At 56.8% G+C, this 25,854-nt stretch carries 21 protein-coding genes; 5 read left to right on the forward strand and 16 right to left on the reverse strand.

Features of this window, described 5'->3' with window-relative positions; translation table 11 throughout:
• Position 1: 1 nt before the first annotated feature.
• A complete protein-coding gene (metH, locus tag B0H98_RS05160) occupies positions 2-3,697 on the reverse strand; it encodes a methionine synthase (protein ID WP_106374006.1) in 3,696 nt (1,231 codons plus the stop codon).
• Positions 3,698-3,958: 261 nt separating this feature from the next.
• Between metH and nfuA the strand changes: the two genes are divergently transcribed.
• Positions 3,959-4,564, forward strand: coding sequence for a Fe-S biogenesis protein NfuA (gene nfuA, locus B0H98_RS05165; protein WP_106374007.1), 606 nt, complete (start codon positions 3,959-3,961; stop codon positions 4,562-4,564).
• Between the two features lie 191 nt (positions 4,565-4,755).
• Entirely contained in the window at positions 4,756-6,429 is a 1,674-nt protein-coding gene (locus tag B0H98_RS05170) for a BCCT family transporter (protein WP_106374008.1), read from the forward strand.
• A gap of 41 nt (positions 6,430-6,470) precedes the next feature.
• Here the strand turns inward: B0H98_RS05170 and msrQ are convergent, their stop codons facing one another.
• The 3 genes from msrQ to B0H98_RS05185 form a co-directional block, all read right to left on the reverse strand.
• Positions 6,471-7,097: a protein-methionine-sulfoxide reductase heme-binding subunit MsrQ gene (msrQ, locus tag B0H98_RS05175; protein ID WP_106374009.1), complete on the reverse strand. Its 627-nt coding sequence runs from the start codon at positions 7,095-7,097 to the stop codon at positions 6,471-6,473.
• On the reverse strand, positions 7,097-8,122 hold the full coding sequence (gene msrP / locus B0H98_RS05180; protein WP_106374010.1) for a protein-methionine-sulfoxide reductase catalytic subunit MsrP: 1,026 nt from the start codon (positions 8,120-8,122) through the stop codon (positions 7,097-7,099). The genes msrQ and msrP overlap by 1 nt, the downstream gene beginning before the upstream one ends.
• Positions 8,123-8,298: 176 nt before the next feature.
• A complete protein-coding gene (locus B0H98_RS05185; RefSeq protein WP_106374011.1) occupies positions 8,299-9,327 on the reverse strand; it encodes a DNA-binding protein in 1,029 nt (342 codons plus the stop codon).
• Between the two features lie 328 nt (positions 9,328-9,655).
• Here B0H98_RS05185 and B0H98_RS05190 point away from each other — a divergent pair, with 328 nt between their 5' ends.
• Together B0H98_RS05190 and B0H98_RS05195 are read left to right on the forward strand one after the other, a co-directional pair.
• Positions 9,656-10,762 (forward strand): tyrosine-type recombinase/integrase, encoded by a 1,107-nt coding sequence (locus tag B0H98_RS05190; RefSeq protein ID WP_106374233.1) that lies wholly within the window; start codon positions 9,656-9,658, stop codon positions 10,760-10,762.
• A 50-nt stretch (positions 10,763-10,812) separates the two neighbouring features.
• Positions 10,813-11,229: a SufE family protein gene (locus tag B0H98_RS05195; RefSeq protein WP_106374012.1), complete on the forward strand. Its 417-nt coding sequence runs from the start codon at positions 10,813-10,815 to the stop codon at positions 11,227-11,229.
• Positions 11,230-11,271: 42 nt separating this feature from the next.
• Here the strand turns inward: B0H98_RS05195 and yidD are convergent, their stop codons facing one another.
• The 10 genes from yidD to gorA all read right to left on the reverse strand — a co-directional run bounded on the left by yidD (position 11,272) and on the right by gorA (position 20,326).
• Positions 11,272-11,547 (reverse strand): membrane protein insertion efficiency factor YidD, encoded by a 276-nt coding sequence (yidD, locus tag B0H98_RS05200; protein WP_208623587.1) that lies wholly within the window; start codon positions 11,545-11,547, stop codon positions 11,272-11,274.
• A 59-nt stretch (positions 11,548-11,606) separates the two neighbouring features.
• Positions 11,607-12,074 carry a phosphoribosyl-AMP cyclohydrolase gene (gene hisI, locus B0H98_RS05205; protein ID WP_106374014.1) on the reverse strand — a complete coding sequence of 156 codons (468 nt, stop codon included), beginning with the start codon at positions 12,072-12,074 and terminating at the stop codon, positions 11,607-11,609.
• Positions 12,075-12,079: 5 nt separating this feature from the next.
• Positions 12,080-12,538 carry a Fur family transcriptional regulator gene (locus tag B0H98_RS05210; RefSeq protein ID WP_106374015.1) on the reverse strand — a complete coding sequence of 153 codons (459 nt, stop codon included), beginning with the start codon at positions 12,536-12,538 and terminating at the stop codon, positions 12,080-12,082.
• A gap of 32 nt (positions 12,539-12,570) precedes the next feature.
• Positions 12,571-13,569, reverse strand: a complete 999-nt coding sequence (locus B0H98_RS05215) for an alpha-L-glutamate ligase-like protein (protein WP_106374016.1) — start codon at positions 13,567-13,569, stop codon at positions 12,571-12,573.
• Positions 13,566-15,089, reverse strand: coding sequence for an inactive transglutaminase family protein (locus B0H98_RS05220; protein ID WP_106374017.1), 1,524 nt, complete (start codon positions 15,087-15,089; stop codon positions 13,566-13,568). The genes B0H98_RS05215 and B0H98_RS05220 overlap by 4 nt, the downstream gene beginning before the upstream one ends.
• A gap of 38 nt (positions 15,090-15,127) precedes the next feature.
• Positions 15,128-15,964, reverse strand: coding sequence for an ATP-dependent zinc protease family protein (locus B0H98_RS05225; RefSeq protein ID WP_106374018.1), 837 nt, complete (start codon positions 15,962-15,964; stop codon positions 15,128-15,130).
• A 364-nt stretch (positions 15,965-16,328) separates the two neighbouring features.
• Positions 16,329-16,724: an ectoine synthase gene (locus tag B0H98_RS05230; RefSeq protein ID WP_106374019.1), complete on the reverse strand. Its 396-nt coding sequence runs from the start codon at positions 16,722-16,724 to the stop codon at positions 16,329-16,331.
• Positions 16,725-16,797: 73 nt separating this feature from the next.
• On the reverse strand, positions 16,798-18,066 hold the full coding sequence (ectB, locus tag B0H98_RS05235; protein WP_106374020.1) for a diaminobutyrate--2-oxoglutarate transaminase: 1,269 nt from the start codon (positions 18,064-18,066) through the stop codon (positions 16,798-16,800).
• Between the two features lie 71 nt (positions 18,067-18,137).
• A complete protein-coding gene (gene ectA / locus B0H98_RS05240) occupies positions 18,138-18,716 on the reverse strand; it encodes a diaminobutyrate acetyltransferase (protein ID WP_106374021.1) in 579 nt (192 codons plus the stop codon).
• 227 nt (positions 18,717-18,943) lie between these two features.
• A complete protein-coding gene (gene gorA / locus B0H98_RS05245) occupies positions 18,944-20,326 on the reverse strand; it encodes a glutathione-disulfide reductase (RefSeq protein WP_106374022.1) in 1,383 nt (460 codons plus the stop codon).
• 139 nt (positions 20,327-20,465) lie between these two features.
• Between gorA and can the strand changes: the two genes are divergently transcribed.
• Complete coding sequence (can, locus tag B0H98_RS05250; protein ID WP_106374023.1) at positions 20,466-21,113, forward strand: carbonate dehydratase; 648 nt, start codon at positions 20,466-20,468, stop codon at positions 21,111-21,113.
• 95 nt (positions 21,114-21,208) lie between these two features.
• Here can and msrA read toward each other — a convergent pair whose 3' ends face one another.
• Entirely contained in the window at positions 21,209-21,820 is a 612-nt protein-coding gene (gene msrA, locus B0H98_RS05255) for a peptide-methionine (S)-S-oxide reductase MsrA (RefSeq protein WP_106374024.1), read from the reverse strand.
• Positions 21,821-21,830: 10 nt separating this feature from the next.
• On the reverse strand, positions 21,831-25,853 hold the full coding sequence (gene tamB, locus B0H98_RS05260) for an autotransporter assembly complex protein TamB (RefSeq protein WP_106374025.1): 4,023 nt from the start codon (positions 25,851-25,853) through the stop codon (positions 21,831-21,833).
• Position 25,854 lies beyond the last annotated feature (1 nt).

Consider the following 25,854-nt stretch of genomic DNA (forward strand, 5'->3'; position numbering starts at 1 on the left):
GTCAGCTTGGGTCGTAGGAGAGTACGGGCGATAGCCAACGCTCCATTTCCTCAAGCGGCATCTGCTTACGCTCGGCGATAGCTTCTACCTGGTCACGGGTAATCTTGCCCGTCGAAAAGTACTTGGACTGCGGGTGGGCAAAGTACCAGCCCGCCACCGCCGCAGCCGGCCACATGGCGTAGCTTTCCGTCAGTGCAAGCCCGGTATTCTCCGTGGCGTTCAATAGCTTGAACAGGGTGCCTTTCTCGGTGTGATCCGGGCAGGCCGGGTAGCCCGGGGCCGGGCGAATACCCTGGTACTTTTCCGCAATCAGGGCATCGTTATCCAGCGTCTCTTCCGGAACGTAGCCCCAGAATTCCTTGCGCACACGTTCGTGAATTCGTTCGGCAAAGGCCTCCGCCAGGCGGTCGGTCAGTGCCTGTACCAGAATGGCGTTGTAGTCATCGCCTGCTGCTTCGTACGCTTTAGCAAGTTCATCCACGCCGTGGCCGGTGGTCACGGCAAACCCGCCAATCCAGTCGGCCTTGCCGCTCTCCTTGGGCGCAATGAAGTCCGCCAGGCTGTAGCAGATGCCGTCACGGCCCTTGGTGGTCTGCTGACGAATATGATGAAGCCGTTCGACTACTTCGCTGCGGGATTCATCGGCGTATACTTCGATGACGTCATCATCCACGCTATTGGCAGGCCACAGGCCAATCACGCCGCGGGCCTGTACGCGCTTTTCATCCACCAGCTTTTTCAGCATGACCTTGGCATCGGCAAACAGGCTGCGTGCCGCTTCACCGACAATCTCGTCATCGAGAATCTTCGGGTATTTGCCAGCCAGCTGCCAGCTCATGAAGAAGGGTGTCCAGTCGATGCGCTCGATCAGCTCTTCAAGGTCATAGTCGTCAAAGGTCTTGAGGCCCGTGAAAGCGGGTTTTACCGGCGTCATGCTGTCCCAGTCGGTACGGAAACGGCGTTTGCGAGCCTGAGTGTAATCCAGATCCGCCGCCTTGGGGCGACGTTTGGCGTTGCGCTCGCGGACCTTCTCGTACTCTTCGCGAATCTCCGCGACGTAGGCGGTTTTCAAATTCGGCGCCAGCAGGCGCCCGGCCACGCCGACCGCACGAGAAGCATCGGTCACGTAGATCACCGGGTGCTCGTACTGAGGTTCGATCTTGACCGCGGTGTGGGCTTTGGAGGTGGTCGCCCCGCCGATCAGCAGCGGCAGGTTCATGCCCCGGCGCTGCATCTCCTTGGCGACATGCACCATTTCATCCAGCGACGGGGTGATCAGCCCGGAAAGGCCGATGATGTCGGCATTGTGGTCGATGGCAGCCTGAAGAATCTTGTCGGCGGGTACCATCACGCCGAGGTCGATCACCTCGTAGTTGTTACATTGCAGCACCACGCCAACGATGTTCTTGCCGATATCGTGAACGTCGCCCTTGACGGTGGCCATGACGATCTTGCCCTTGGCCTTGGTCTCTTCGCTCTTTTCCGCTTCGATAAACGGGATCAGATAGGCCACCGCCTGTTTCATGACGCGCGCTGACTTTACCACCTGAGGCAGGAACATCTTGCCTGCGCCAAACAGGTCGCCCACCACGTTCATGCCATCCATCAGCGGCCCTTCGATCACCTCGATCGGGCGCTCGGCCTGGGCTCGGGCCTCTTCGCTGTCATCCTCGATGTAGGCAGTAATGCCTTTGACCAGAGCGTGCTCGATACGCTTGTTGACCGGCCAGCTGCGCCACTCGAGATCCTCTTTCTTGGCCGCACCGCTGCCGTCGCCCTTGTACTTGTCGGCAATGTCCAGAAGTCGCTCGGTGCCGTCGCTGCGACGGTTGAGCACCACGTCCTCGACCGCTTCGCGAAGCTCACTGGGCAGGTCGTCATAGACGGCCAGCTGGCCGGCGTTGACGATACCCATGGAAAGGCCGGCACGGATGGCGTGGTACAGGAACACCGAGTGAATCGCTTCGCGCACCGGGTTGTTGCCGCGAAACGAGAACGACACGTTGGAAACGCCGCCGGAGATCATGGCGTGGGGAAGGTTGTCGCGAATCCACTGGGTGGCTTCGATGAAATCCACCGCGTAGTTGTTGTGCTCGTCGATACCCGTGGCGATGGCGAAGATGTTCGGGTCGAAGATGATATCTTCCGGCGGGAAGCCGATATCGTCGACCAGCACGCGGTAGGCGCGCTCGCAGATTTCGGTCTTGCGGGCGAAGGTATCCGCCTGGCCCTCTTCGTCAAACGCCATGACCACGATGGCGGCACCGAAACGGCGGCACTTGGTGGCCTGCTCGCGAAACGCGGCTTCACCCTCTTTCAACGAGATCGAGTTGACCACCGCCTTGCCCTGAACGCACTTCAGGCCCGCTTCGATGATCTCCCACTTGGAGGAGTCGATCATGATCGGCACGCGAGCGATATCCGGCTCGCCGGCAATCAGGTTGAGAAAGCGCACCATGGCTTCCTCGGACTCCAGCATGCCCTCATCCATATTTATATCGATGACCTGGGCGCCGCTTTCCACCTGTTCGAGCGCCACTTCCAGCGCCGTGGTGAAATCCTCCTCCACGATCAGGCGCTTGAAGCGCGCCGAGCCCGTGACGTTGGTACGTTCCCCCACGTTGACGAACAGCGAGCTGCCGTCGATGTTGAAAGGCTCGAGTCCGGAGAGGCGGCACGCCGCGCTGCGCTCGGGGATCTGGCGGGGCGGCATGGTGCTGACGGCTTCAGCGATCGCCCGAATGTGTTCAGGCGTTGAGCCGCAGCAGCCGCCGATGATATTGACCAGGCCGCTTTGAGCAAATTCGCCAACGATGGCCGCCATCTCTTCCGGCGTCTGGTCGTACTCGCCAAACTCGTTGGGCAGGCCGGCGTTGGGGTGGGCGGAGACGAAGGTGTCTGCCTTGGTGGAAAGCTCTTCAAGGTATGGACGCAGCTCTTCGGCACCCAAGGCGCAGTTCAGGCCGACCGAGAGCGGCTGGGCGTGGCGCACCGAGTTCCAGAAGGCTTCGGTGGTCTGGCCCGAAAGCGTACGGCCCGAGGCGTCGGTGATCGTGCCGGAAATCATCACCGGCAGGCGCTTGCCGAGGTCTTCGAAAAGCTCTTCAAGGGCGTAGATGGCCGCCTTGGCGTTGAGCGTATCGAAGATCGTCTCGATCATGATCAGATCGGCGCCACCTTCGATCAGGGCGTTGGCCGCTTCGTAATAGTTCTCGCGCAGCTCATCGAAAGTGACGTTACGCTTGGCCGGATCATTGACATCGGGTGACAGCGATGCGGTACGCGAGGTGGGGCCCAGTACACCGGCGACATAGCGCGGCACGCCGGTTTCCCGAGCGACGGCGTCGCATACTTCCCGCGCCAGCCGCGCCGACTCGCGGTTAAGCTCCACCACGATCTCTTCCATGCCGTAGTCGGCCTGGGAAAGACGCGTGCTGTTGAACGTGTTGGTTTCAATGATATCGGCGCCGGCTTCCAGGTAATCGCGGTGAATGCGCGATACGACATCCGGGCAGGTCAGTGCCAGCAGGTCATTGTTACCCTTCAGGTCCGACGGCCAGTCGCTGAAGCGTTCGCTACGAAAGTCTTCCTCGCTCAGCTCGGCATTTTGCAGCATGGTGCCCATTCCGCCATCCAGAATCAGGATACGTTGAGCAAGGCGTTGGGCGAGGGAGGCGTTCTGATCACTAGCGGCCATAACGGGGGGTGTTCTCCAGCGTCTTAATCGAAAACGTTTTTATCGAAATAAGTGATCGATAAGGAATTTGGTCAATATGATACCAAAGGCCGCCTGACACGGCAGCTACGAATACAGCCATTGAAGTTACCCAGTACTGGCCGCATTTTAAATAGCCTACTAAAACAGTCAGGATTGTGTCGGCGCGCGGTTTTGCTTACCATAGCGCTAAAATGACATGTGAAGTGGTACTGCCACCGTTCACGGGAGGAGGTTAGCCTCATGACCACGACTATCGAAGCACCTGGTATCGACATTACCGACAGCGCCCAAGGGTATCTTGCCGAGCTGCTTGAAAAGCAGAACGTTGAAGGCATTGCCGTGCGCATCTTTATTACCCAGCCGGGCACGCCCTATGCGGAAACCTGCCTGGCCTACTGCCGCCCCGGCGAGGAAGAGCCCGCTGACGTCAAGCTTGAGCTCGAGAAGATCAACGTGTTTCTGGACAAGAACAGCCTGGCGTTCTTGGAAGAAGCCGTGGTGGACTTCAACGCCGACCGCATGGGCGGGCAGCTGACGATCAAGGCGCCCAACGCCAAGATGCCCAAGGTGAATGCCGACAGCCCCTTGGAAGACCGTATCAATTACGTGCTGTACAGCGAGATCAACCCGGGGCTGGCGGCCCACGGCGGTGAAATCAAGCTGGTGGAGCTGACCGAACAGAAAATGGCCGTGCTGGCCTTCGGTGGTGGCTGCCAGGGCTGCGCGGCGGTAGATTTGACCCTGAAAGATGGCGTCGAGAAAACCCTGATGGAGCGTATCCCGGAGCTTGCCGGTATTCGCGATGTTACCGACCATACGGATACCACGAACGCTTACTACCGCTAAGCGTCCAGCCTTCCAGAACCCAGCCTCGGCTGGGTTTTTTTTTATTTCGTTGAAACGATTTTCTAGTGCACTGGCGTAAAGCGTGCAACTATTTAAAGCTTACCAAGGGTTATACAAACGCCGGGTAGTGATTAGATGCCGTGCTTTCCTGAGCGAGCAGCCTTTCACTCACGCCGAGCATAAAACAACGGATGTTTTCCGCGTCGGGGGATACCACTATTAATATAAAGCGCGCATTTTCCAATATTCATAAACCTATCTTCTTTGGCTCATTGGCCCTGCTGATTGCCGTCACCCTGCCATTGATCCTGTTTCCCGAAATGGGGCGGGTATGGGTAATGGTGGCTCAAGGCTTTGTCACCGATAACTTCGGCGTGCTGTACCAGGCCATGGGGATCGCATCGCTTGGGTTCATGTTCTATATCATCTTCAGCGATATTGGTCAGATCAAGCTGGGTGATGCGGATTCCGAGCCCGAGTTCTCGCTGTTTTCCTGGGGTGCCATGCTGTTCGCCGCGGGTATCGGCGGGGCGGTGGTGTTCTGGGGTGTGGTCGAGTGGATGTACTACCTGCAAAGTCCGCCGTTTCATCTTGAACCGTTCTCGGAAGAAGCAACCGCCTGGGCAGCTACCTACGGCATGTTCCACTGGGGGCCTATTGCGTGGTCGATCTATCTCGTGCCGGCGCTACCCATGGCGTATTTTCTTCATGTGCGTAAACACAAGGTGCTGCGTATCAGTGAGGCCATTCGCCCAGTGCTGGGTGAAAAGCTAGCCCGCAGCTGGCTGGGTAATATCATCGATGTGCTGTTCATCTTCGGTATGCTGGGGGGCGGGGCAACGTCGCTGGGTATTCTTGTGCCGCTGATCAACCAGGGCCTCGGCGACTTGTTTGACTTCACGCCCAATGCGGTCAGTCAGATTGGCGTGCTGGCAGGCACTACCGCGCTGTTCGCCATCAGCGCCTGGCGGGGACTCAAGGGCGGCATCGAGGTGCTATCGGATATCAACATGTACCTGGGCCTGGGAATACTGCTGTTCGTTCTCACTGTGGGTCCTACCGTGTTCATTCTGGATACCGGCCTCAACTCCATTGGCCTGATGCTGAGTAACATCATTCAGATGGCGACCTGGACCGAGCCGTTTGGCGCACTTGGCGGATTTGAAGAGACAGGCTTTGCCAAATCCTGGACGGTTTTCTACTGGGCGTGGTGGCTGGTATTTGCACCCACGGTAGGGCTTTTCATTGCGCGTATCTCCAAGGGACGTCGAATCAAGACCATGGTGGCGGGTTCGCTGTTTTTCGGCTCACTGGGCTGTGCGCTGTTTTTCATCATTCTGGGTAACTATGGCCTTTACCTTCAGCTAAGCGGCACGCTGGATGTCATTCAGATCATGAACGATCAGTCTGCCAACGTGGCTTTCTACGCCGTACTGGGCCAGCTTCCGTTCTCCTGGCTGCTGACACTGGCCGTGGTGATTCTGCTGTCGATCTTTACCGCGACCACCTTTGATTCGATTGCCTATATCCTGTCTTCGGCAGCCGAAAAGAGCGTCAACAAGGAGCCGGCCCGCTGGCATCGCCTGTTCTGGGCCTTTACGCTCTCGTTTTTGCCCATGTCGCTGCTGTTTCTGGGAGGACTCGAAACGCTGCAGACGGCCAGTATCGTCAGCGGCGTACCGCTGCTGATCATTGCCGTGCTGCTGATGGTTTCGATGGTGCGGGCGGCGCAATACGATCTGCGCTATCAACCCGATTATGAAGAGCCTGAAATCAATATCGAGGAGTTCCCGGAAAACGATCCCTGGACCGAAGAGGGGTCGTGGGAGGTCGCGGAAGACGAGCATCAACCAGACAGAACGTAACGCACTAGGTAAAAAAGGCCACCTCGGGGTGGCCTTTCTATTCATGCCGACTGCTTCAGCCGCTGGCGAAGCTTGGGCAGAGTACGCGATACGGGCGGTATGCGCAGGCACATCAGCAAAGCCCCGACAAGGGCGTACACAAACCACTCCTGCATGTCTGCGCGCACCACCCATAGAAAATGCAGCAGCACGAGCGCGAGGATCAGGTAGCTTGCCTTGTGCAGGGTTTTCCAGCGCTTGCCCAGCTTGCGCATTGCCCAGCGGTTGGAAGTGGCGCCAAGCGCCGTCAACCCAAGCAATGCCAGCATGCCGACAATGATATAGGGTCGGTTGACGATTTCGCTGCCCAGGCGAGCCCAGTCCAAACCCAGAATGAACAGCACGTAGCAGGTGAGATGCAATACCGCATAGGCGAGCGTCCACAGCCCCAGCTGGCGGCGAATAAGGTTGAAGCCTTTCCAGCGGGTCAGCTTGGTGAGTGGCGTGAGGCTAAGCGTGAACAGCAGCAGCCATAGCGCCCCCAGGCCAATATTGAGCAGCAGGTAACGCCCGGGCTCCGGCCCTGCCATATTATTGGCCACCTGCCAGCCCCACCAGGCAAGCGGCACCAGCGCCGCTACAAACACACTTGCTCGCCACAGGGTAAATATATAGGCAGGCATCGACATCAGTAGTTGACTCGTAGATCCATTCCCGAATAGAGGCTGGCAACTTCATCGGCGTAGCCATTGAACATGCGGGTATCGATGATATTGGTGTTGAACAAGCTGTTGGGCAGGCGGCGCTCGGTTGCCTGGCTCCAGCGCGGATGATCAACGTCCGGATTGACGTTCGCGTAGAAGCCGTACTCATTGGCGGCGATTTGCTGCCAGGAGTTGAGCGGCTGTTCTTCTACCAGCGATATACGCACGATCGACTTGATGCTTTTGAAGCCATATTTCCAGGGCACCACAAGGCGCAGCGGTGCGCCGTTCTGATTGGGCAGCTCTCGGCCATACATGCCCAGGGCCAGGAAGCTGAGCGGGTGCATGGCCTCATCGAGCCGTAAACCTTCCACGTAAGGCCAGTCGATGAGGGCAAATGACGAACGCTGCCCAGGCATCTGATCGGGATCCACCAGGGTTTCAAAGCGTACGTACTTGGCTTTTGAGGTCGGCTCGGCGCGCTGAATGACGTCGGCCAGCGAAATGCCCAGCCAGGGAATGACCATCGACCAGGCTTCCACGCAGCGCAGGCGGTAAATGCGCTCTTCAAACTGTGAGGGTGTTGCGATGTCTTCAAGGGCGAAGCGCCCGCCATTATTGACCTCACCATCAATCACCACGCTCCAGGGTTCGGTCACCAGGGTACCTGCCTTGCGCGCCGGATCGCTCTTTCCAGTACCGAACTCGAAAAAGTTGTTGTAGCCGCTGGCATCTGCGTAAGGCGCGGTCTTATCCTGGGCCGGGTCGCTTGGCACTACGGCCTGCCATTCGGCGGCGTCGCGTTTGGCCTTGAACCAGTCAGGGGCATCGCTTTGTGGCACATCGTTATAGTCAGGGCGCTGCTCGGAGGCCTTGGTATTACCGGCAAAGGCCAGTCCCGCGCCAATGCCGGCAAGCCCACCCATGAAGCGCCGGCGCGATAGATAGACCGACTCAGGCGTCACTTCCGATTCGTGAAGATCACCTGGCTTGGCAATTTTGATCAGCATGATGATGCCTCCTGCCCGTTAACGCCTGACACTGGCTGCAAGAGATTCGACCAGGCACATAACGATGGATTGATAGAGCAATACGGTTATAGGGAATAGTAGACACACTATGTAAATAGCTCAGCTTGATCTGGCTGGCGTACCTTTACTTTCAACGCAGCTGAATACAGGGCTAATCACTTCTCTTTCAGCTGCTGCTCTCTGACGCTAATCGACGCGGGTAGTTCAGCCAATTGCTGCTGCAAGCTCGCCATCTGCTGTGCCATGCGGGTTTGCCACTCCTGCGCCTGACTAGCCTGCTCAGCCTGCTGGCGTTGAGCGCTTTGAGCTTCTTCGAGCCGCTCGCTGAGCGCTTCGCGTTGCTGGGTAAGCACTTCGCCGTGCTGTTCGAGTTCTTGAATACGCTGCAGCGCCTGACGGGTTTCCATCTGCTGACGCTGCAGATCCTGTCGATTGGCCTTGAGCTCTTCACTTAACGCATCGATACGCTGCTGCTTTTGTTGTACGCGCTTGAGAGAAGCCTTCTCCTCCTGGGCGCGCTCCTGACGCGCTTCATCCAGCATGGCCATTAACCTGCCTTCGGCGGCTTCGTTGCGCTGCTCTTCCTGTGCAAGGCGCTTTTCCCAGCCAGCTTGCTGAGCTTTCAGTTCTTCGCTGTGCTGCTGGGCGCTCGCCGCACTCTGCTGACGAAGGGTTTCTGTCGTCTGCTTGAGCTGCTGATTCTCTTGCCGCACTTCACTTGCTGTCTGCTGCAGGTGCTGCTCGTTTGTCTGGCTGGTGGCCAGTTCACGGGTGATTGCCTCAAGGCGCTGCTCGGTATGGCGTAAATGCTCTGCCAGGGCGCCTTCGCGCTGTTCCGCATTGGCCGTTTGCTGAAGTGCCTCTGCCGCTGCCTGCTGCGCTTCTTCTACCTGACGGTTGGCTTCCTCGCGGTAATGAACCAGTGCCTGGTTGGCGACTTCCTGCGCTTCGCGCCAAAGCTCGCTGGCAAGGTTTACCACGACCTCGGGCACGCCTTTAGGCGGGGGAACGTCGCGATTCTGCTCCCGCTCGGTACGCCATAAGCGGAAGTGTTCGCTGATGGTGGTGAAACTACCAGTGCCCAGCACTTCACGTATGCGCTGCACGCTAGGCGTATCACCGCGGCTTAGCAGCGTATCGATTGCCTGTTGAACGTCACTGTACTGGATGCCGCTACGAGCCATGATCTCTGCCTTTTAAGCCGTGGGGTTGAGGCGCCTATTGTCCAACGGCTAGCACTCAAACACAATAATTACGTTATATGTAATACGTAAAATTATTTATCTTTAGGGCGATAAATTCAAGATTACTCTTATTATCTTGAATTTATACAGCTTTAAAACCATACTTGTGCCCATGCAAAGAGCTGATGCTTGAGTAGAAAAGCTTCACTGAAGGGCTTAAGCAGCTCGACATGTTGAAGTGAAAAAGTATTTTATAATCAAAAGGTTGTTTATATATGGGTGTGAAGTGAGCGTCATCGAGAAGCGCGGAAGTGATCTTCCGGTTGAGATATCGCGGCCAGCGGCCACCACTCAGCTCGCCATAAGCACAACCCAGGCGCGAATTAGTGCGGCCACAGATGCCGAGGCCGTAGCGGCGTGGCTTGCTGAATACCAGGAAAGCCCGCAAACCTGGAAAAGCTATCGCCGCGAAACCGAGCGCCTGCTGCTGTGGCTTGCCAGCAGGCAGCTGACCCTGAATGGCATGGACCGCGAAGCCTTGCGCCAGTTTGAACAGTTTCTCTCCGACCCGCAGCCCGCCGAGCGCTGGGTAGGGCCTTCAAGGCCTCGTCAGCATCCACAGTGGCGGCCGTTTCGGGGCGGGCTTTCGCCTGCCAGCCGTCGGCAGAGCCTGATCATCTTGCAAGGGCTCTTCAGCTGGCTGGTTGAAGCCGGGTGGGTCGGGCATAACCCGTTTCGGTTGATGCGGGACAAGTCACGTCGGCTGAGCAACCAGGCGCCGGGTATCGAGCGCTATCTGGAGCGCCCCGTGTGGGAGTGGTTCTGGCAATGGCTGAACAGGCCGCTGGGAGTAGAGCAGAGCGATCGTGCTTTATATGAGCATGCGCGGCGGCGCTTCATCTTTGGTTTTGCCTATCTGCTTGCGCCGCGTGTCAGCGAAATGGCCGAGGCACGGATGGGCGATTTCAAGATGACGGAAGGGCGCTGGTGGTGGGACGTGGTGGGTAAGGGCAGCAAGATAGCCCGCGTGCCGTTGCCGGAGGATATGCTGATGTGTCTGGCTGCCTGGAGAAAAGTGCTCAAGCTGGATGCCAAGCCGGCTTATCAAGAGCAAAGCCCTGTGATAAGAGCCTTGGATGGGCAGCGTGGTATTGGCCACAACCAGCTTTACCGGCTGATTCGCGATACGTTCAATCAAGCGGCAGAGGCACTTGAAGGCGAGGGCGGCGACCCCACCTATATAGCCGCACTGCGCCAGGCCACGCCGCACTGGCTACGCCACACGTCGATCACTCATCAGGCGCAGTCTGGCATCAGCCTGCGCCACTTGGCCGAAAGTGCGCGCCATGCGCGTCTGGATACCACCTCGCGCTACCTTCACACGGAAGATCACGAATGGCATCGTGAGCAGCAGCGCCATCGGCTTGTGCCTTAAAGCAGGTATACTAGGGCGACGTTTTTAAAATGCAGAGAGAAGGAATCCCTATGAGCACTTCCGGCGCCGAACAGGCCCAGCAAGAGCTGATTGAAGAGTTTGAGATATTTGATAACTGGATGGATCGGTATCAGTACATTATCGATATGGGCAAGCAGTTGCCGGATTTCCCCGAGGCGTGGAAGACCGAGCAGTACAAGATCCAGGGTTGCCAGTCCAATGTCTGGATGTGCCACGAAGCGCAGGAAGAGCAATTGATCTTCAAGGCCACGTCGGATGCAGCCATTGTTTCCGGGCTGATTGCCGTACTGCTGCGTATTTATAGCGGACGTAGTGCTGCTGAAATTCGCGCGACCGAGCCCCACTTCCTGAAGGATCTGGGGCTGGACAAGCATCTTTCGCCGACGCGCAGCAACGGCCTGCATGCCATGCTTGAGCGCATCTATCAGGTCGCGGGAAAGAACTGAAAGAAACGGTAGAAAAGGGCGGTGGGGATTGGAGGTGGTAGCTTAGCGTGGAGGGTGATGGTCGCTATTGCAGCAAGGCGCTAGCTCGTTATCTTCACGGCAAAGCTTTTCGCTGCGCCCGCCGGGTACCGGGTCCAGGCCGCCGGCACTACCGGGATGACACCTGACGATTCGCTTGAGTGCCATCCAGCCGCCCTTGATGGGCCCATGGACCTGGATGGCTTCAATCGTATAGGAAGAGCAGCTGGGCCAGAAACGGCAGCGCGGGCCCAGCAGCGGGCTGATCAGATACTGATAAACCCGTACCAGGCCAATCATCAGATACCCCAGCAGGCTGCCGGTGAAACGAATCGTTGCGCGCCATCCTCGGGCAATCACTACTTTTGACCGTAAAGCTCGGCGGGGTCGATCAGCGGCTTGCTGTTGATATGCGCCTGTTCATCAGTCAGCGATAGATAGAAGCAGCTGCGACGGCCGGTGTGGCAGGCAGGCCCCGTCTGCTCAACCTGAAGCAATAGCGTATCCCCATCACAATCGAGCGCGGCGGCTTTGAGATGCTGCTGCTGGCCAGAGGATTCGCCTTTTCGCCAGAGCTTCTTGCGCGAGCGTGAATAGTAGCAAACCCGCTGCGTGGTCAGCGTCTCTTCCAGCGCTTCACGGTTCATCCACGCCATCATCAGCACTTCCTTTGTATCGTGCTGCTGGGCGATGGCAGGCAGCAAGCCGTCTGCATTGAAACGCACGGCATCCAGCAGCGTGGACGTATCTGGCAGGGTGTCGTCAGGCGTGGCGGATTCGAGCGCCTTGAACAGCTCGCGCGGAGGCAGTTGGCTAAAACGGGACATGCAAATTACTCTCTCTCTTGCTTACTGGCGGTGCGGCAGTTCTGGCAAAGGCCTTGCAGCTCAATGGTCTGGCGTTCAACGCTAAACCCCTGACGTTTGGCAAACGCCGCCAGCTGGTCACTCACTTCGTCCAGATGCAGCTCTTCCACATAGCCGCACTGGCGACAGATCAGCAGTTGAAAGCCGTGAATATGCTCAGGGCAGGCACAGGCGACATAGGCGTTCTGTGACTCGATGCGATGCACCAGGCCCTGATCGATCAAGAACTCAAGGGCCCGATAAACGGTTGGCGGGCGCGCGGCCGCGTGCTCCGTAGAAAGCTTATCAAGCAGATCATAGGCTTTTAAGCCGCCACCGTTCTTGGCGATCAATTCAAGCACCCGACGCCGAATGGGCGTAAATCTTACGCCTCGGCTATGGCACTGTGATTCTGCTTGTTGAAGTAGCGTATTCGCTTCAGTCATTGGAGCACTCATTGAACGTCTTGAACCCTAGTCTACGCGCTTGCCGTAACGGTGTCAGGGGTTTCGGTAAGCTCGCTCTTTCGGGCAAAGTGGTGCTGAGCAAACGCGACGCGCTTGGCGACAGGAACACCGTCGGGCTGCCGCTCGATCAGGTCAAGCCGGCGGCGCAGGCCCTCGCCGTTGGTCATCTGAATGGCAAGACCAGGGCGGGCATTCAGTTCAAGCAGCATCGGGCCGTGCTGGCGATCGAGCACCATATCGGTACCCAGATAGCCAAGCCCGGTCATTTCATAGCAGCCAGCGGCCAGGTTCAGCAGGGTGTCCCATTGGGGAACGACCAGGCTTGCCAGATCGTGGCCCGTATCCGGATGGCTGAAACAGGGGCGATCAAACTGCACGCCGCGCAGGGCTTCGCCAGTGGCAATGTTAAGCCCTACGCCGACCGCTCCCTGGTGCAGGTTGGCCTTGCCATCGGAGGCGGCGGTCGAAAGACGCATCATGGCCATTACCGGATAGCCCTTGAACACGATGACCCGAATATCGGGAACGCCTTCGTAGGTATAGGCCATCAGGCTTTCATCGAAGTTGATCAGCGTCTCGATCAGGGCAACGTCGGGCGAGCCACCCAGCGAGTAGAGCCCTGAAAGAATATTGGAAACGTGGCGCTCCAAATCCTCCAGGCTCAAATGCGCGCCGCTGGGCTTTACAAACTGGTTATCGACCACTTTCTCGATGACCAGAATGCCCTTGCCGCCGCTGCCCTTGGCGGGTTTGATCACGAAACCGTTGTGGCCTGTCAGCATGTCACCAATGTGCTTGACGCCGAACTGCGTGGACACCGTGCCGATCAGCTTGGGCGTGGTGATCCCGTACTCCTGGGCCAGCAGTTTGGTTTTCAGCTTGTCATCCACCAGCGGATAAAGGCGGCGAGAATTGTAGCGGCCGATATAGCGGATGTTGCGCCGGTTCATGCCAATGATGCCTTTATCCTGCAAGCGCCCCGGCCACGTCCAGTCCTTGAACCAGCTCATGACGGTTTCTCATCATCGGTAATCGGTTTGAAGCGGCGCAGCTCAAGCAAACGGTAGCCGGTGTAATTACCCAGCAGCAGAATCAGCGCCATCAGGATCAGCTGAACACCCAGGAAGTTGAAGGTAATGTGGCGTACCCAGGGATTGTTCATGGCCAGATAAGCGAGTACCGCTGTCAGGAGGCTACCGCCGCCCTGAATCAGCACCTGCTTGGGGCCTTCCTCTTCCCAGAGGATCGACATCCGCTCGATAGTCCAGGCCAGAATGATCATCGGGAAGAACGTGACCGTAAGCCCTGCGCTCAGCCCCATTCGGTAGGCCAGAACGGTGAAGATAGAGATGATGGCTATGACCGTTATGATGACCGCCGAAACCCTGGCTACCAACAGCAAATTCAAATACGACAAGTAGTTACGAATGACTAGGCCGACGGCGACGATGAGCAGAAAGCCAATCAGACCCGTCAGCAGGGTGGTTTGTATAAAGGCGAGGGCAATCAGCACTGGCATGAACGTGCCCGAGGTCTTGATGCCCACCAGTACACGCAGAAACACCACAACCAGCGCGCCGATCGGGATCAGCAGAATGGTCTGGAAAAGCGCCTGCTCTTCCAGCGGCAAGCTGTGAATCGAGAAGTTGAGCAGAGTGTCTTCCGAGTAATGGTTTCGTACTGCAGCGGAGGCTGGCTGGTGATGGGTCAGCATGGAAAAGGCAACGCGGGAGTTGGTGCCGCCCTGAACTTCCAGTACGGCGCGGCCACCGGTTTCCCATAGCAGCAGGTTATCCGGCTGACCCTGCTCGCCGGTCATGGGATTGAACAGCGACCACTGGTTGGCAGGCTCATTAAACACCTGGATCCAGCTGCTGAGCGACTGGCGGCGACGCCCATCTTCCAACAGTAAACCGCTCACTTCCCGGGCCTGTACACCGGCCTGGTTCAACAGACGAACGATCAGGGCAGAGGGCGTCTCCTGGGTAAGCAGCAAACGTGCGTTTTCCCCCTGGCGCTCACCATTGACATCCAGAATCAGCTCGCGTGCAAAGGTCTCGTTATTGGCACTACGTGCCCACGCCCGGTCAATCAGTTGACTTGCAGCAGACTCGTAGGGGCTTTCCCAAGGGGTAGCGGTTCTCAGACCAGGCGGCGTTTGCACCGGTGGGCGGGCATCCGGTGACACCAGCATTTGCACGGAGTAGTAGAGCTGCTGGCTGCCGGCCGCCTCGCGAATGGTCCACTGCGCCTGGCGGCCCAGCTCGTCGGCCTGGTAGGCCAGCCCGTAGCCCGAGGACGCGGTATTTTCGGTCAGAACGCGAAAGCCGTTCTGATGCGAAGGCAGGGCCAGATCCACCTCGACGGGGCCGTTTTGTGCGTTGAAGTTGATAACGGCTTCGACTTCCCACACCTGGCGCTGTTCGCCTGGTATCCAAGGAATTTCAAACTGCAGATGCCTGTGCACGCTGGTGGCAATACCTGCCACCAGAAGTAAACCTACGATTATGTAAAACGGAAGCCGGGACATGAAAATTCCTTTCAGCGAAAAGCGGCAGGGTAGTGCGGTTACTCTTCGGTATCGTCTTGGTCGACTGCTTCATCTTCAGCGGCCTGTTCAGCGGATTCGCCACCAGGGAATTCCGGACGCTCATGCACATAGGACTGTGCTACATCGATTACCGCAATATCCATCAGAAAACGTCGGCCCAGCAGTACCGGGAAATCAAGATGACTTCGATCATTAAGGGTGAACTGAACGTTTTCGCGAATCGGACCAAGGGTCATCAATAGTGAAATGACCGGGCGAGACTCTTCACCTGAGGCCTGAACGATGCGCACGCGACGATCTACCGGGGCTTCAATCCATTCATCGCGCAGTGATTCAACAACCACATCATCATCATTGAGGGCCAGCTTGAAGCGCACCCAGTCCTCACCGTCGCGTTCGAAACGGGTGATATCAGATGCTGACAGTGACGAGGTATTGGCGCCGGAATCAACCCGAGCCTTTAAATAGGTGCCGATGCTGGGCAAGCCTACCCATTCACTACGCCCGACAATGGTCTTTGTTTCCAGCGTGTCAGGAATATCGCACTCTTCGCGAATGATGATGGGTTCTTCGCCACGGGCTTCCAGCTCTTGGATGTCACTGCGAAGCGAGCGCAGAAGACCGCCTACTTCTCGTACGTCTGCGGTCAGGGCCTGCTGCTGAGTGAGCTGTTGCTGCTGGTGTTGAGTGGTCGCGTCACACTGTTGAGACAGGGAATCCTGAAGTTCAAGCATCCGGGTAGTGAACGCCGCTTCGCTAAGCGGTGGCGGTTCAGTTGATTCGGGCTGCTGTAGGGCACAACCTGAGAATAGAAGTGATAAGCCAGCCATCAGCCACAAAACACCTGGGCGCATAACGAGGGACATCCTTGAAAATAAAAAAGGAATGATAAGGAGAAGCGAGTCCGGTTGTCCAACGTGATAACAGTTTTTTGAACTCTATCTGACACCCTATTTAACATAATATATATTATGCGAACACTAGGTGATGGATCGTGGAGCAACCAACCCGGCAGCCTACTGGACACTTACATGCTTAGGCAAGTACTGATACGAACTCTGCGTTTTCGATTCATTAATGTGAGTACCGGGCTTAATGATCTCAGGCACTTTGACTATCGCACGTGCCTTACCAGGTATTTACTCGACGTTCCCTGATCTCTTCGCATAAAAAAGCAGCCTGCTAAACGCAGGCTGCTCTTGAAAAACTTGCTATGGCCTAGTCTTCTGAAGGCGCATAGGAGCCGTCTTCGCGGTGTACTTCGTTACCGCTTAGGGCCGGTGTAAAGACGCAGGCAACCGTCATGCCTTTTTCCTTGCCACGCAGCAGGTGCTCATCGTGTTTATCGAGTAGATAGATATCGCCAGCCTTGATGGGCCAGATCTTGCCATCTGCCAGCGTTTCCACTTCACCTTCGCCTTCGTAGCAGAACACGGCTTCATAATGGTGCTTGTACTGAATATGGGTTTCTGTGCCCGGGAAGATACGCGTGATATGAAACGAGAAACCCGCGTTATCTTCAGCCAGTACCAGGCGCGTGCTGTCCCAGTTACCGTTTTCAGCCGTTACCAGCCGATCTGTCTTGCGTGCTTCTTCAAGGTTGCGAACAATCATAAATTACTCCGTTACAAGATGGCTGTCAGCCCAGCCACCAGATTTCGTCAGTTAACGTGGGTGATTGACTCGTTTAACCGTTTACCACCGATTTAACTGCATCTTCTAGGATGTCCAGTGCTTCCAGCAGGTCTTCGTCGGTGATGGTCAGCGGGCACAGGCATTTGACAACTTCGCCTTCCGGGCCGCTGGTTTCAATGATCAGGCCGTTTTCAAACGCCTTTCCGGTGATCTTGTCGGCGATTTCGCCTGATACCACATCGATCCCGCGCATCAAGCCGCGGCCGCGCTCGGTTGCCGGCATGCCGTTTTCAGTAAGCAGCGCTGCCAGTTTCTGGAAGCGTTCTTCAACGATACGAGCCTTGCGCTGGATATCGCGCTCGAACGTATCGTTGGACCAATATTTCTTCAGCGCCGCCGTGGCCGTTACCATGGCCAGGTTGAAGCCGCGGAAAGTGCCGTTGTATTGGCCCGGTTTCCACTTATCCAGCTCTGGGCGCATCAGCACGTGAGCAAACGGCAAGCCGAAGCCGGAAAGCGACTTGGAGTTGGTAACGATATCGGGTTTGATGCCAGCGTGTTCAAAGCTGAAGAATTTGCCGGTACGCCCGCAGCCTGCCTGAATATCGTCCACGATCAGCAAGATGTCATGCGCATGACAGATGGACTCGAGACGCTTGAGCCACTCAAGGCCAGCAACGTTGATACCGCCCTCGCCCTGCACGGTTTCGACGATGACACCAGCGGGAATATCCAGGCCGCCCGAATTGTCCTTCAGCAGCTTTTCAAAGTAATCCAGCGTATCTGCGTGCTCGCCCATGTAGCCATCGTAAGGCAGGAAGCTTGCGCCTTGGGTTGGAATTCCGCCGGTTGCCTCACGGAACTTGCGGTTACCCGTGGTAGCCAGTGCGCCCATGGTCACGCCATGAAAACCGTTGGTAAAGGTCACAATGTTGTGGCGACCCTTGGCAACGCGAGCCAGTCGAATGGCCGCTTCCACCGCGTTGGTGCCGGTCGGCCCCGGCAGATGCACTTTATAATCAAGGCCACGCGGCTTGAAGATGACTTCTTCAAGAGTTTCCAGATAGTCGCGCTTGGCGGCCGTCCACATATCCAGACCGTGAACGACGCCATCAGTGGAGAGGTAGTCGATCATTGCCTGCTTGAGGTGCGGATTGTTATGCCCGTAATTGAGCGTACCTGCCCCGGCTAGAAAATCGATGTACTCGCGCCCTTCTTCATCGGTCAGGCGAGCATTCTGGGCTTTGGTAAATACCACGGGAAATGAACGCGAATAGGTACGTACGTTGGATTCCATGCGTTCAAGGGTTTGCGTCTTCATTAATGACCTCCATGTATCATCATTATTAAATAGTAAAGCGTGTGAATGACTGCCCTACTCGAGAGTTATGATCAGCAGTGATCGATTTGAAACGGACCGATACGAACCAGGTTTTCCGGATCGTGCTCACCACCAAGCTGTTCTGTCGAAAAGTACTCACGGCTATTGAGCGGTGCATGCCAGCGCGCGGCCAGGCGGCGAAAAAGCCCCCAGGAGGCCCGATTGTCAGGCGTAATGGTGGTTTCCAGATGATGAATATCGGATAGCTCCGGACGTGCCAGGATAGCGTCTACCAAACGCCGGGCAAGCCCAGTACCGCGGGCCTTCTCACCTACGGCTACCTGCCACAGAAAGTAGGTGTCGGGAGCATTATCCTTGATATAACCAGAGACAAATCCAACGATCTCACCCTCTTCATTGGTCGCTATGGCACAGGTGTCACGAAACTGGGTAGCAAGAAGCAGGTAAGCGTAGGCAGAATTCACATCCAGCGGTGGGCACGCTTTAACCAGCTCGAATATCCCCCAGCCATCGTCTGCATTGGGCTTGCGTATAAATAGCGGCGTTTCGACAAAGCCGACTACCGCATCAGCCACCGTTGGCCGAGCAAGGTCCGACGAGGAAGTAAAAGGTTGTATAGGTGTATTCATGGTTATGCTTCGCTGTAGCGAATTTGTTGTTCATTATAACAGCTGATTATTACCAATTCAAAAATCATGTTATTCACCGCCCTGTTTTCCATAACGAGGGGTTATATATAGCCTGCCAAACGACGCCCAGGCCACCAAACTGAAGGGTAACGATACGAGTTTAGTCTAACTATTCCCTAGGCGAGGCATAAAAAAAGCGAGCCTTTAGCTCGCTTAAATAATCTATATCAAGACCTGGTTTGGGTTCTCAGCGTGACAAACTCCTCAGCGCTGGTGGGGTGAATACCCACCGTCAGGTCGAAGTCCTCCTTGGTCAGGCCGGCCCGTACCGCAATCGCAATGCCTTGGATAATTTCACCGGCCTCTTCGCCAACCATGTGAGCGCCCACCACGACGTCTGTCGCATCGTCGACAACCAGCTTCATCAAGGTACGCTCCTGGCTTCCCGACAGCGTATGCTTCATGGCGCGAAACTCGGTGGAATAGACCCGGATGTTGGCGAATTGCTTCCTGGCTGCTTCTTCACTTAACCCAACGGTACCGATATTAGGCTGGCAGAAGACGGCCGTGGGAATCTTGGTGTAATCCAGCGGTTTGGGCGTCGTATCCTTGAAGTGATGCTCGACGAGCTGCATGGCTTCGGTAATCGCCAGTGGCGTAAGCTCGGGCCCTTCAGTCAAGTCTCCCAGTGCCAGTATTGAAGCCGCTGACGTCTCGAAGCGTTCGTTAACCGGTATCTTGCCGTTTTCATCCAGAGTGATACCGAGCTTTTCCAGACCCAGGCCTTCAACGTTGGCTCTGCGCCCAGTGGCGGCCAGCACGGCATCCACTTCCAGCGTTTCACCCGTAGTGAGCTGCACGCTGTACCCTGAGTCCGACGCTTCTATGCGCTCGATGTTGGTATCGAAGTGCAGGTTGACGCCCTTCTTCTCCATCTCATTACGCGTAAACTCGCGTACTTCGTTATCGAATGGCTTGAGGAACAGGTCACCTCGATAGACCAGATGAGTTTCACTACCCAGTCCGTTAAAAATACTGGCGAACTCGACGGCAATATAGCCGCCGCCCAAGACTAAAAAGCGCTTGGGGAATGACGCTAGATCAAATACTTGATTGGAATCCAGCGCATGCTCCTTGCCTGGAAAGTCGGGAACCCAGGGCCAGCCGCCGGTCGCCAGAAGAATTTTCTTTGCCGTCACGTGGCTTACGCCGCTGTCATCCTTCAGCGCTACCGTATGTGCATCGACAAGCTCACCGCGCGCGTTAAGCAGCGTGACGCCGGCACCTTCCAGTAGACGCTGATAGATTCCATTCAATCGTTTGATCTCGCTGGTCTTGTTATCACGCAGCGTGGCCCAGTCAAACGTGGCCGGCTCGGAAAGCTGCCAGCCGAAACCGGCGGCATCATCAAAACTGTCGTGAAAATGCGCCGCGTATGCGTAAAGCTTCTTGGGGACGCAACCAACGTTGACGCAGGTTCCACCAAGATAGCGGTCTTCAACGATAGCGACGCGCGCGCCGGTGGCGGCCGCCATACGGGCAGCGCGAACCCCGCCCGAGCCGGCGCCAATCACTAAAAGGTCATATTCGTATCCGGAATCGGCTACCATTCTTTACTCCTGTAAATGCTCATACGTACTGTTACTTTAGTCGCGTATGCTTATTGACCTGGCTGACTGGGAAGGTTACAACCTTTTTACCCCTGATGTACCCAACCCTAACCTGACGATATGATGAAACGGAGACTCCATGTCTAACCCTATTGCGACGCTCCTTGACAATAATCGTGCCTGGGCTGAACGCATGTGCGAAGAGGATCCCGACTTTTTCAAGCGCCTATCAGACCAGCAGAATCCCGACTATCTATGGATAGGCTGCTCGGATAGCCGAGTACCTGCCAATCAGATTATCGCTCTACCGCCCGGCGAAGTGTTTGTTCACCGCAACGTTGCCAACCTCCTGCATCACACCGACATGAACGCACTCTCGGTCGTTCAGTATGCGGTGGATGTATTGAAAGTCAGCCATATCATGATTGTGGGGCATTATGGTTGTGGCGGTATCCGTGCGGCAGTCACCGGCGGTGAATGCGGCGTGGTGGATTACTGGCTGCATTCAGTACGGGAACAGTATAACCATCATCGCCATTCACTCGAGCATCTTGCTCTTGATGACCAGGTCGACCGCATGTGCGAGCTGAACGTCAAGGCGCAGGTTAACAGCCTGTGCCGTACTAAAATCCTGCAGCGCGCCTGGCAGCGCGGCGAATCGATTTCCGTTCACGGCTGGGTCTATGGCTTGAGTGATGGCCGCGTCAAGGATCTCAAGTGTACCGTGACCGGGCTGGATCAGGTGGAAACCCTTTACCGTATTGACCGCCTGCAACCTAGCGATTAACTCGCGGTTCAGCACTACTGGCCGCTTATGTAAAACGACTACCGCTTGGCGGTAGTCGTTTAAGGTATGCCCTTTCCTATCTACTGCACTGCCGGTTAGCCACCGATCGGGCAAGTAACACCGGTGCCCTTGAGACCACAGTAGCCATCGGGATTCTTGTCCAGGTACTGCTGGTGGTACGTTTCTGCAAAATAGAAGGTATCCAGCGGCTTGATCTCGGTGGTGATGTGGCCGCGGTTTGCCGCGCTTAACGCCTGCTGATATACCTTGGCGCTTTGCTCCGCCGCCTGCTGCTGAGCCTGTGTCGTCGTATAAATGGCCGAGCGGTACTGCGTGCCGATATCGTTACCCTGGCGGTTACCCTGGGTGGGGTCATGCTGTTCCCAGAATACCTGCAGCAGAGCTTCGATATCGGTCTTGCTCGGATCATAGATGACGCGCACCACTTCCGTATGACCGGTACGCCCGGAGCAAACCTCCTTGTAGCTAGGGTGCTCCGTCGAGCCACCGGCGTAACCCGCTGCCGTCACGTAAACCCCCGGCTGCTGCCACAGCAGGCGTTCGACACCCCAGAAACAGCCCATTCCCAGTACGATCTCTTCGAAGTTCTCCGGATAAGGCCCCTTTAATGAGTGGCCATTGATGGTATGCACGTCACCGGTTTCGATAGGTGTGCGCTGCGTATTGCCACCGTTTAGATTGAACATGTAAGCCTCTCTACTGCTGCTTGTAAATGACGGGGTCGCCACGACGGGAGAATGTGTAGATCAAGTCCACCGCCTGGTTCGCGCCTGATACCGCCTGTACATATAGGTTACGCCATAGCGTATAGCGTAAGGTTAGTTCTGCAATCGGTGAGAAAATTCCCACGCCGTAGCTGATGCGAATATCATCGGTCAGCTGACCGCTGAGGGCGACCTGGCTTTCATCGCCGGCACCGGTGGTATCCAGGGCCAGATCATCAATGCCAAAAGCTTCGCCGATAGAGCCGACCGCGCCCCCTGTACGTCCAAGCGACATGCCGATCAACGCCGTGGTCAGTGCACTGTCCATGCCGCCTCCTGCATCCGGTGCGCGGCCGCGCAGCAGATAGGAGAGCGCCTGGGTTTCACCCATGGACGGCTCCGAGAAGATCATCACATTAGGCTCTTCGGCACTGCCGGTAACGCGCAGTCCGGCGATCACATCATCCTCGGTTACCTCAGGATTGCGTATGGCCTCGAAGTCCAGCGTAGGTAGCGATGGCGGGCCACTGAACAGCAGTTGGCCACGCCGGATAAGCAGATCCTGACCAAACGCCTGGAAACGGCCATCGACCAGATTCACATCGCCAAACAGTTGAAGGCCTCCGCTATCCTGGCGGATTTCCAGCGTACCCCCTAGCCCAGACTCAAGCCCATACGCGGAAATCTGCATATCGCGCCCCAGAGTCAGGGTAATCAATACGTCAAGCTCCATACCCGTTTGGGCCAGCTCCTCGGCGGCGCTGGGGTCATCACCATTTGCCAGCGCACGTCGTTCGGCTTCTCTCGCCGCTTCTTCGGCAGCGCGGTCATCGCTCTCGGTAATGATTATTTCATCCGAGCTGGGCTCGATGGCCGATGAAGACCTGGAGCCGATTTCCAGCCGTGCCCAAGGCAGGTCCACATTCCCGCGTACCTGCAGTCGTTCTGGTGTGACCCGCACGCGAATATCGGGGGCTGCTTCCAGACGCCCGAACTGCGGCAGCACGAGAAGCAGCGGGTCCTGGGTAGCATTCAGGTCCACCCCAATACGCCAGTCGTCGGCGCCAGGCCAGTAAGTATCGCCGGTAATGTTCAGGCGCCCCCGCTCGGCCGCCAGAAAACCGTTGATATCACCTTGCTCACCGTCAAACGAAATGGTCAGCTCGCCATCGCGCACGTCCAGCGGAATATCCGGTCCGTGCAGGCGTAGTCCACGCAGTGCCAGGCTGCCCTGCAAATCAGGCTGGCCGGTGGTGCCGCCAATCTGTACGCGGCCGTCAATCGCGCCTTCAAGGCGGTCCATGTTGACGACCATGGGACGATAGGGTTCCAGCGACAGGTTGTTGGCCAGCAGCTCACCCTCCAGCCTGCCTTGGCCCATGGGATCGCTCAGCGAGAGGTTGAGCGTCAAATCGCCAGCCTCTGAAAACGATAGCACCATGTTGGTATCCGCCTGAGACTGATTGGCCTGCAGTTGAGCGTCAAGGTTGATGGCGGGCAGCCGAACCGGCTGGCCATAATCATTGATGGCGGTGATTGCAAGCTCGCTGAGTACCTGAACATCGGCTTGCCAGCGCGCACCGCCCTGACGCCAGGCAAGCGTCGCGTCTGCGGTAGTGGCGCCTTCAAATGACCACTCATCGGGCAGGAATGGCTCGAGCATTTCCATGGGAACTTCACGTACGGTCAGTACGGCGCGCCCTTGATCGGCTGATGCGTTGATGGGTTCCTGCGAGCAGACCAGGCCGCCCTCTTCGCGGCGTAAACAGAACGGTGAAAGCCGTGCCTGACCGTTTGCCAGGTTATAGCTCAACTCAAGCGGAGCCTCCAGGCGAATGGTGCCCGCTTCCGAGTCAATTTCAAGCGGCGTTAACCGGCCCTGATACTGCTGGCGTGCCTGATCAAAACGGCCGTCCAGGCCAAGCGATGCCTGCTGAAGAGGAGTGTCGGGATCACCTTGGACATCAACCTCCAGCTGGTGCTGAGAAAGCCGGCCGGTGAGATTCAACTCTGCGGCCGTCAGCCGCTGGCCGCCGGCGAATATCTGCTGCAAGCCAAGCTGGACATCGAGCCTTGGATCATCAAGCCCTTGTACCGTGGCGTCGAGTTCAAGGCGTTCTACGCTATTATCTGCAAAGCGCAGATCACGCCCCGCCAGGTCTGCCACGATTTCAGGCTGGGCGAAGCTGCCGGTCGCCCTTACTTCACCGCTCAAGGTACCAGCAAGTTCAGGAGAAAGGGTACGCAATTCCCGTAAGGCGATATCGGCATTTAGCGACATCGACTGCTCGCTCACCTGGCCGGAGGCTTCGAGCCGGTTGTTCCCTTGGGTGAACAGCAGTTCGTGGATATCCACTTCCATATTGCTGTTGGCATCCAGGGCGGCCTGCAGCGTTAAAGGATAGTCACGCAACTGCCCGCCGATATCGATGTTGGCAATGCTGACAGACCATATATCCCCCTGCTGACGCACCCCCAGCTCGATATCCCCGGTCAGGCTACCGTCCATCTGATCCACAAAGTGCGACGGGTCAAACTGCTCCAGCCGGATACGGGTATCAATCGTCAACGGGGCGAGCCAGTCGATTCGACCTTCGCTGCGCAGCGTGCTCTCTTCTACCTGAAGAGCCAGCGGCTGCCACTGGAAGTGACTGAAATCACCCTGGCCGCTCAGCGATACCTGCGTAAGGGGTAGCTCAGGCCCTTGGGCGGCCAGCTGAATGTCAGCCTGGTAAGCCGTAAGACTTCCGGAGACAACAGCATCGACGGCTTCAATGACATAAGGAGGTGGCTGATCTTCGCCTTCCACGGCTGCATTTACCAGCGGCCATTGCAGGCGTTCACTCTGCAGGCGCGCTTCAAAAGGCAGCTCGGGGGCCAGTGCATTGACCTCGGCATCAAGCGTAGCCGTCACGATACCCGAGGCAGTCAGCTCAGCCTGAAGGTTATCCAGCGGGCCTGAAAGCGTCAGTTCAAGCACTTCACCGTCAAGCTCGGGAAACCGTTCAGGCAAGAACAGCACGGCATTTAGCTGAGCGTCCAGCGGGTAGTTACCGGTGAGGTCGACGTTTGCCGTAAGGTTCGCCTGAGCGTCATCACTCAGCACTTCCAGCGACGTTACCTCCACTCGGCTCTCTTCCGTTTCAAGACCTAGTTGTAACCGCTCAATGGCGTACTCGAACGCGCCGGTAAGCCGAATATCGGTAACCGTCAAATCACTGATGTCGAAATCAACCGGCAGTACGATTTCCGGTAGTTCTACAGGATCGCGCGCGGCAAGGCTTTCTTCCAAAGACACTGCCTGCATGGCCTCGTCACGAGGTTCGGCCGCAAGCACCGCCCCATCGATTGCCTCAGGCGTCAGGGGTGTCTGCGTATTTTCAGTGAGCTGTACGCCTGGCGAAGGGGGTAGGTATACCGTCAACTGGTCAAGCTGGCTCGGTGCAAAAGCCACCCGGCTCTGTTCGGCTGTAGCTGAGGTTTCAAAATTGTCCCAGTCGATGCGGGTACCATCGGCCAGCTGTACAGCCACGTTATCCAGCGCGACGGAGCGAAGCTCGACAGGAAACGGTAGATATAGCCTGAAAGGTGCGCTGTCCTCGTTAGGGGGGGCTTCTGTCTCGCTGGCACCAATACGGATATCCGCTCCATCCACGCGCAGCGTATCGATACAAAGCCGCCTTGAAAGCAGGCAGTCATCCGCCCAGGCAAGCTCGAAGTCGTCAATTACAACACGAATATTACCCAGCTCAAGACGAAATCCTTGAAGGGTGAATTCATCAAGCAGTGCGCCTTCCTGATGCTCGAAGGTAAAAAAACCGCGCTCCTGTCCCTGGGAAAACAGAAACCCTGTTCCCCAAGGCGACAGCGCTACCCCCAGCAGCAGTGCAACTAAACCAAACAGCCACAAGGGCAGAATAATAATCAGACGTATCAAGCTCCATAGCGCAAGCCAGGTGCGCTGGCGCGAAGAGTATGGCTGACGCGTCGTGGAGGAGGATTCAACCTGGGACAAA

This window comes from Vreelandella songnenensis, from assembly GCF_003002925.1.
Classification (GTDB): domain Bacteria; phylum Pseudomonadota; class Gammaproteobacteria; order Pseudomonadales; family Halomonadaceae; genus Vreelandella; species Vreelandella songnenensis.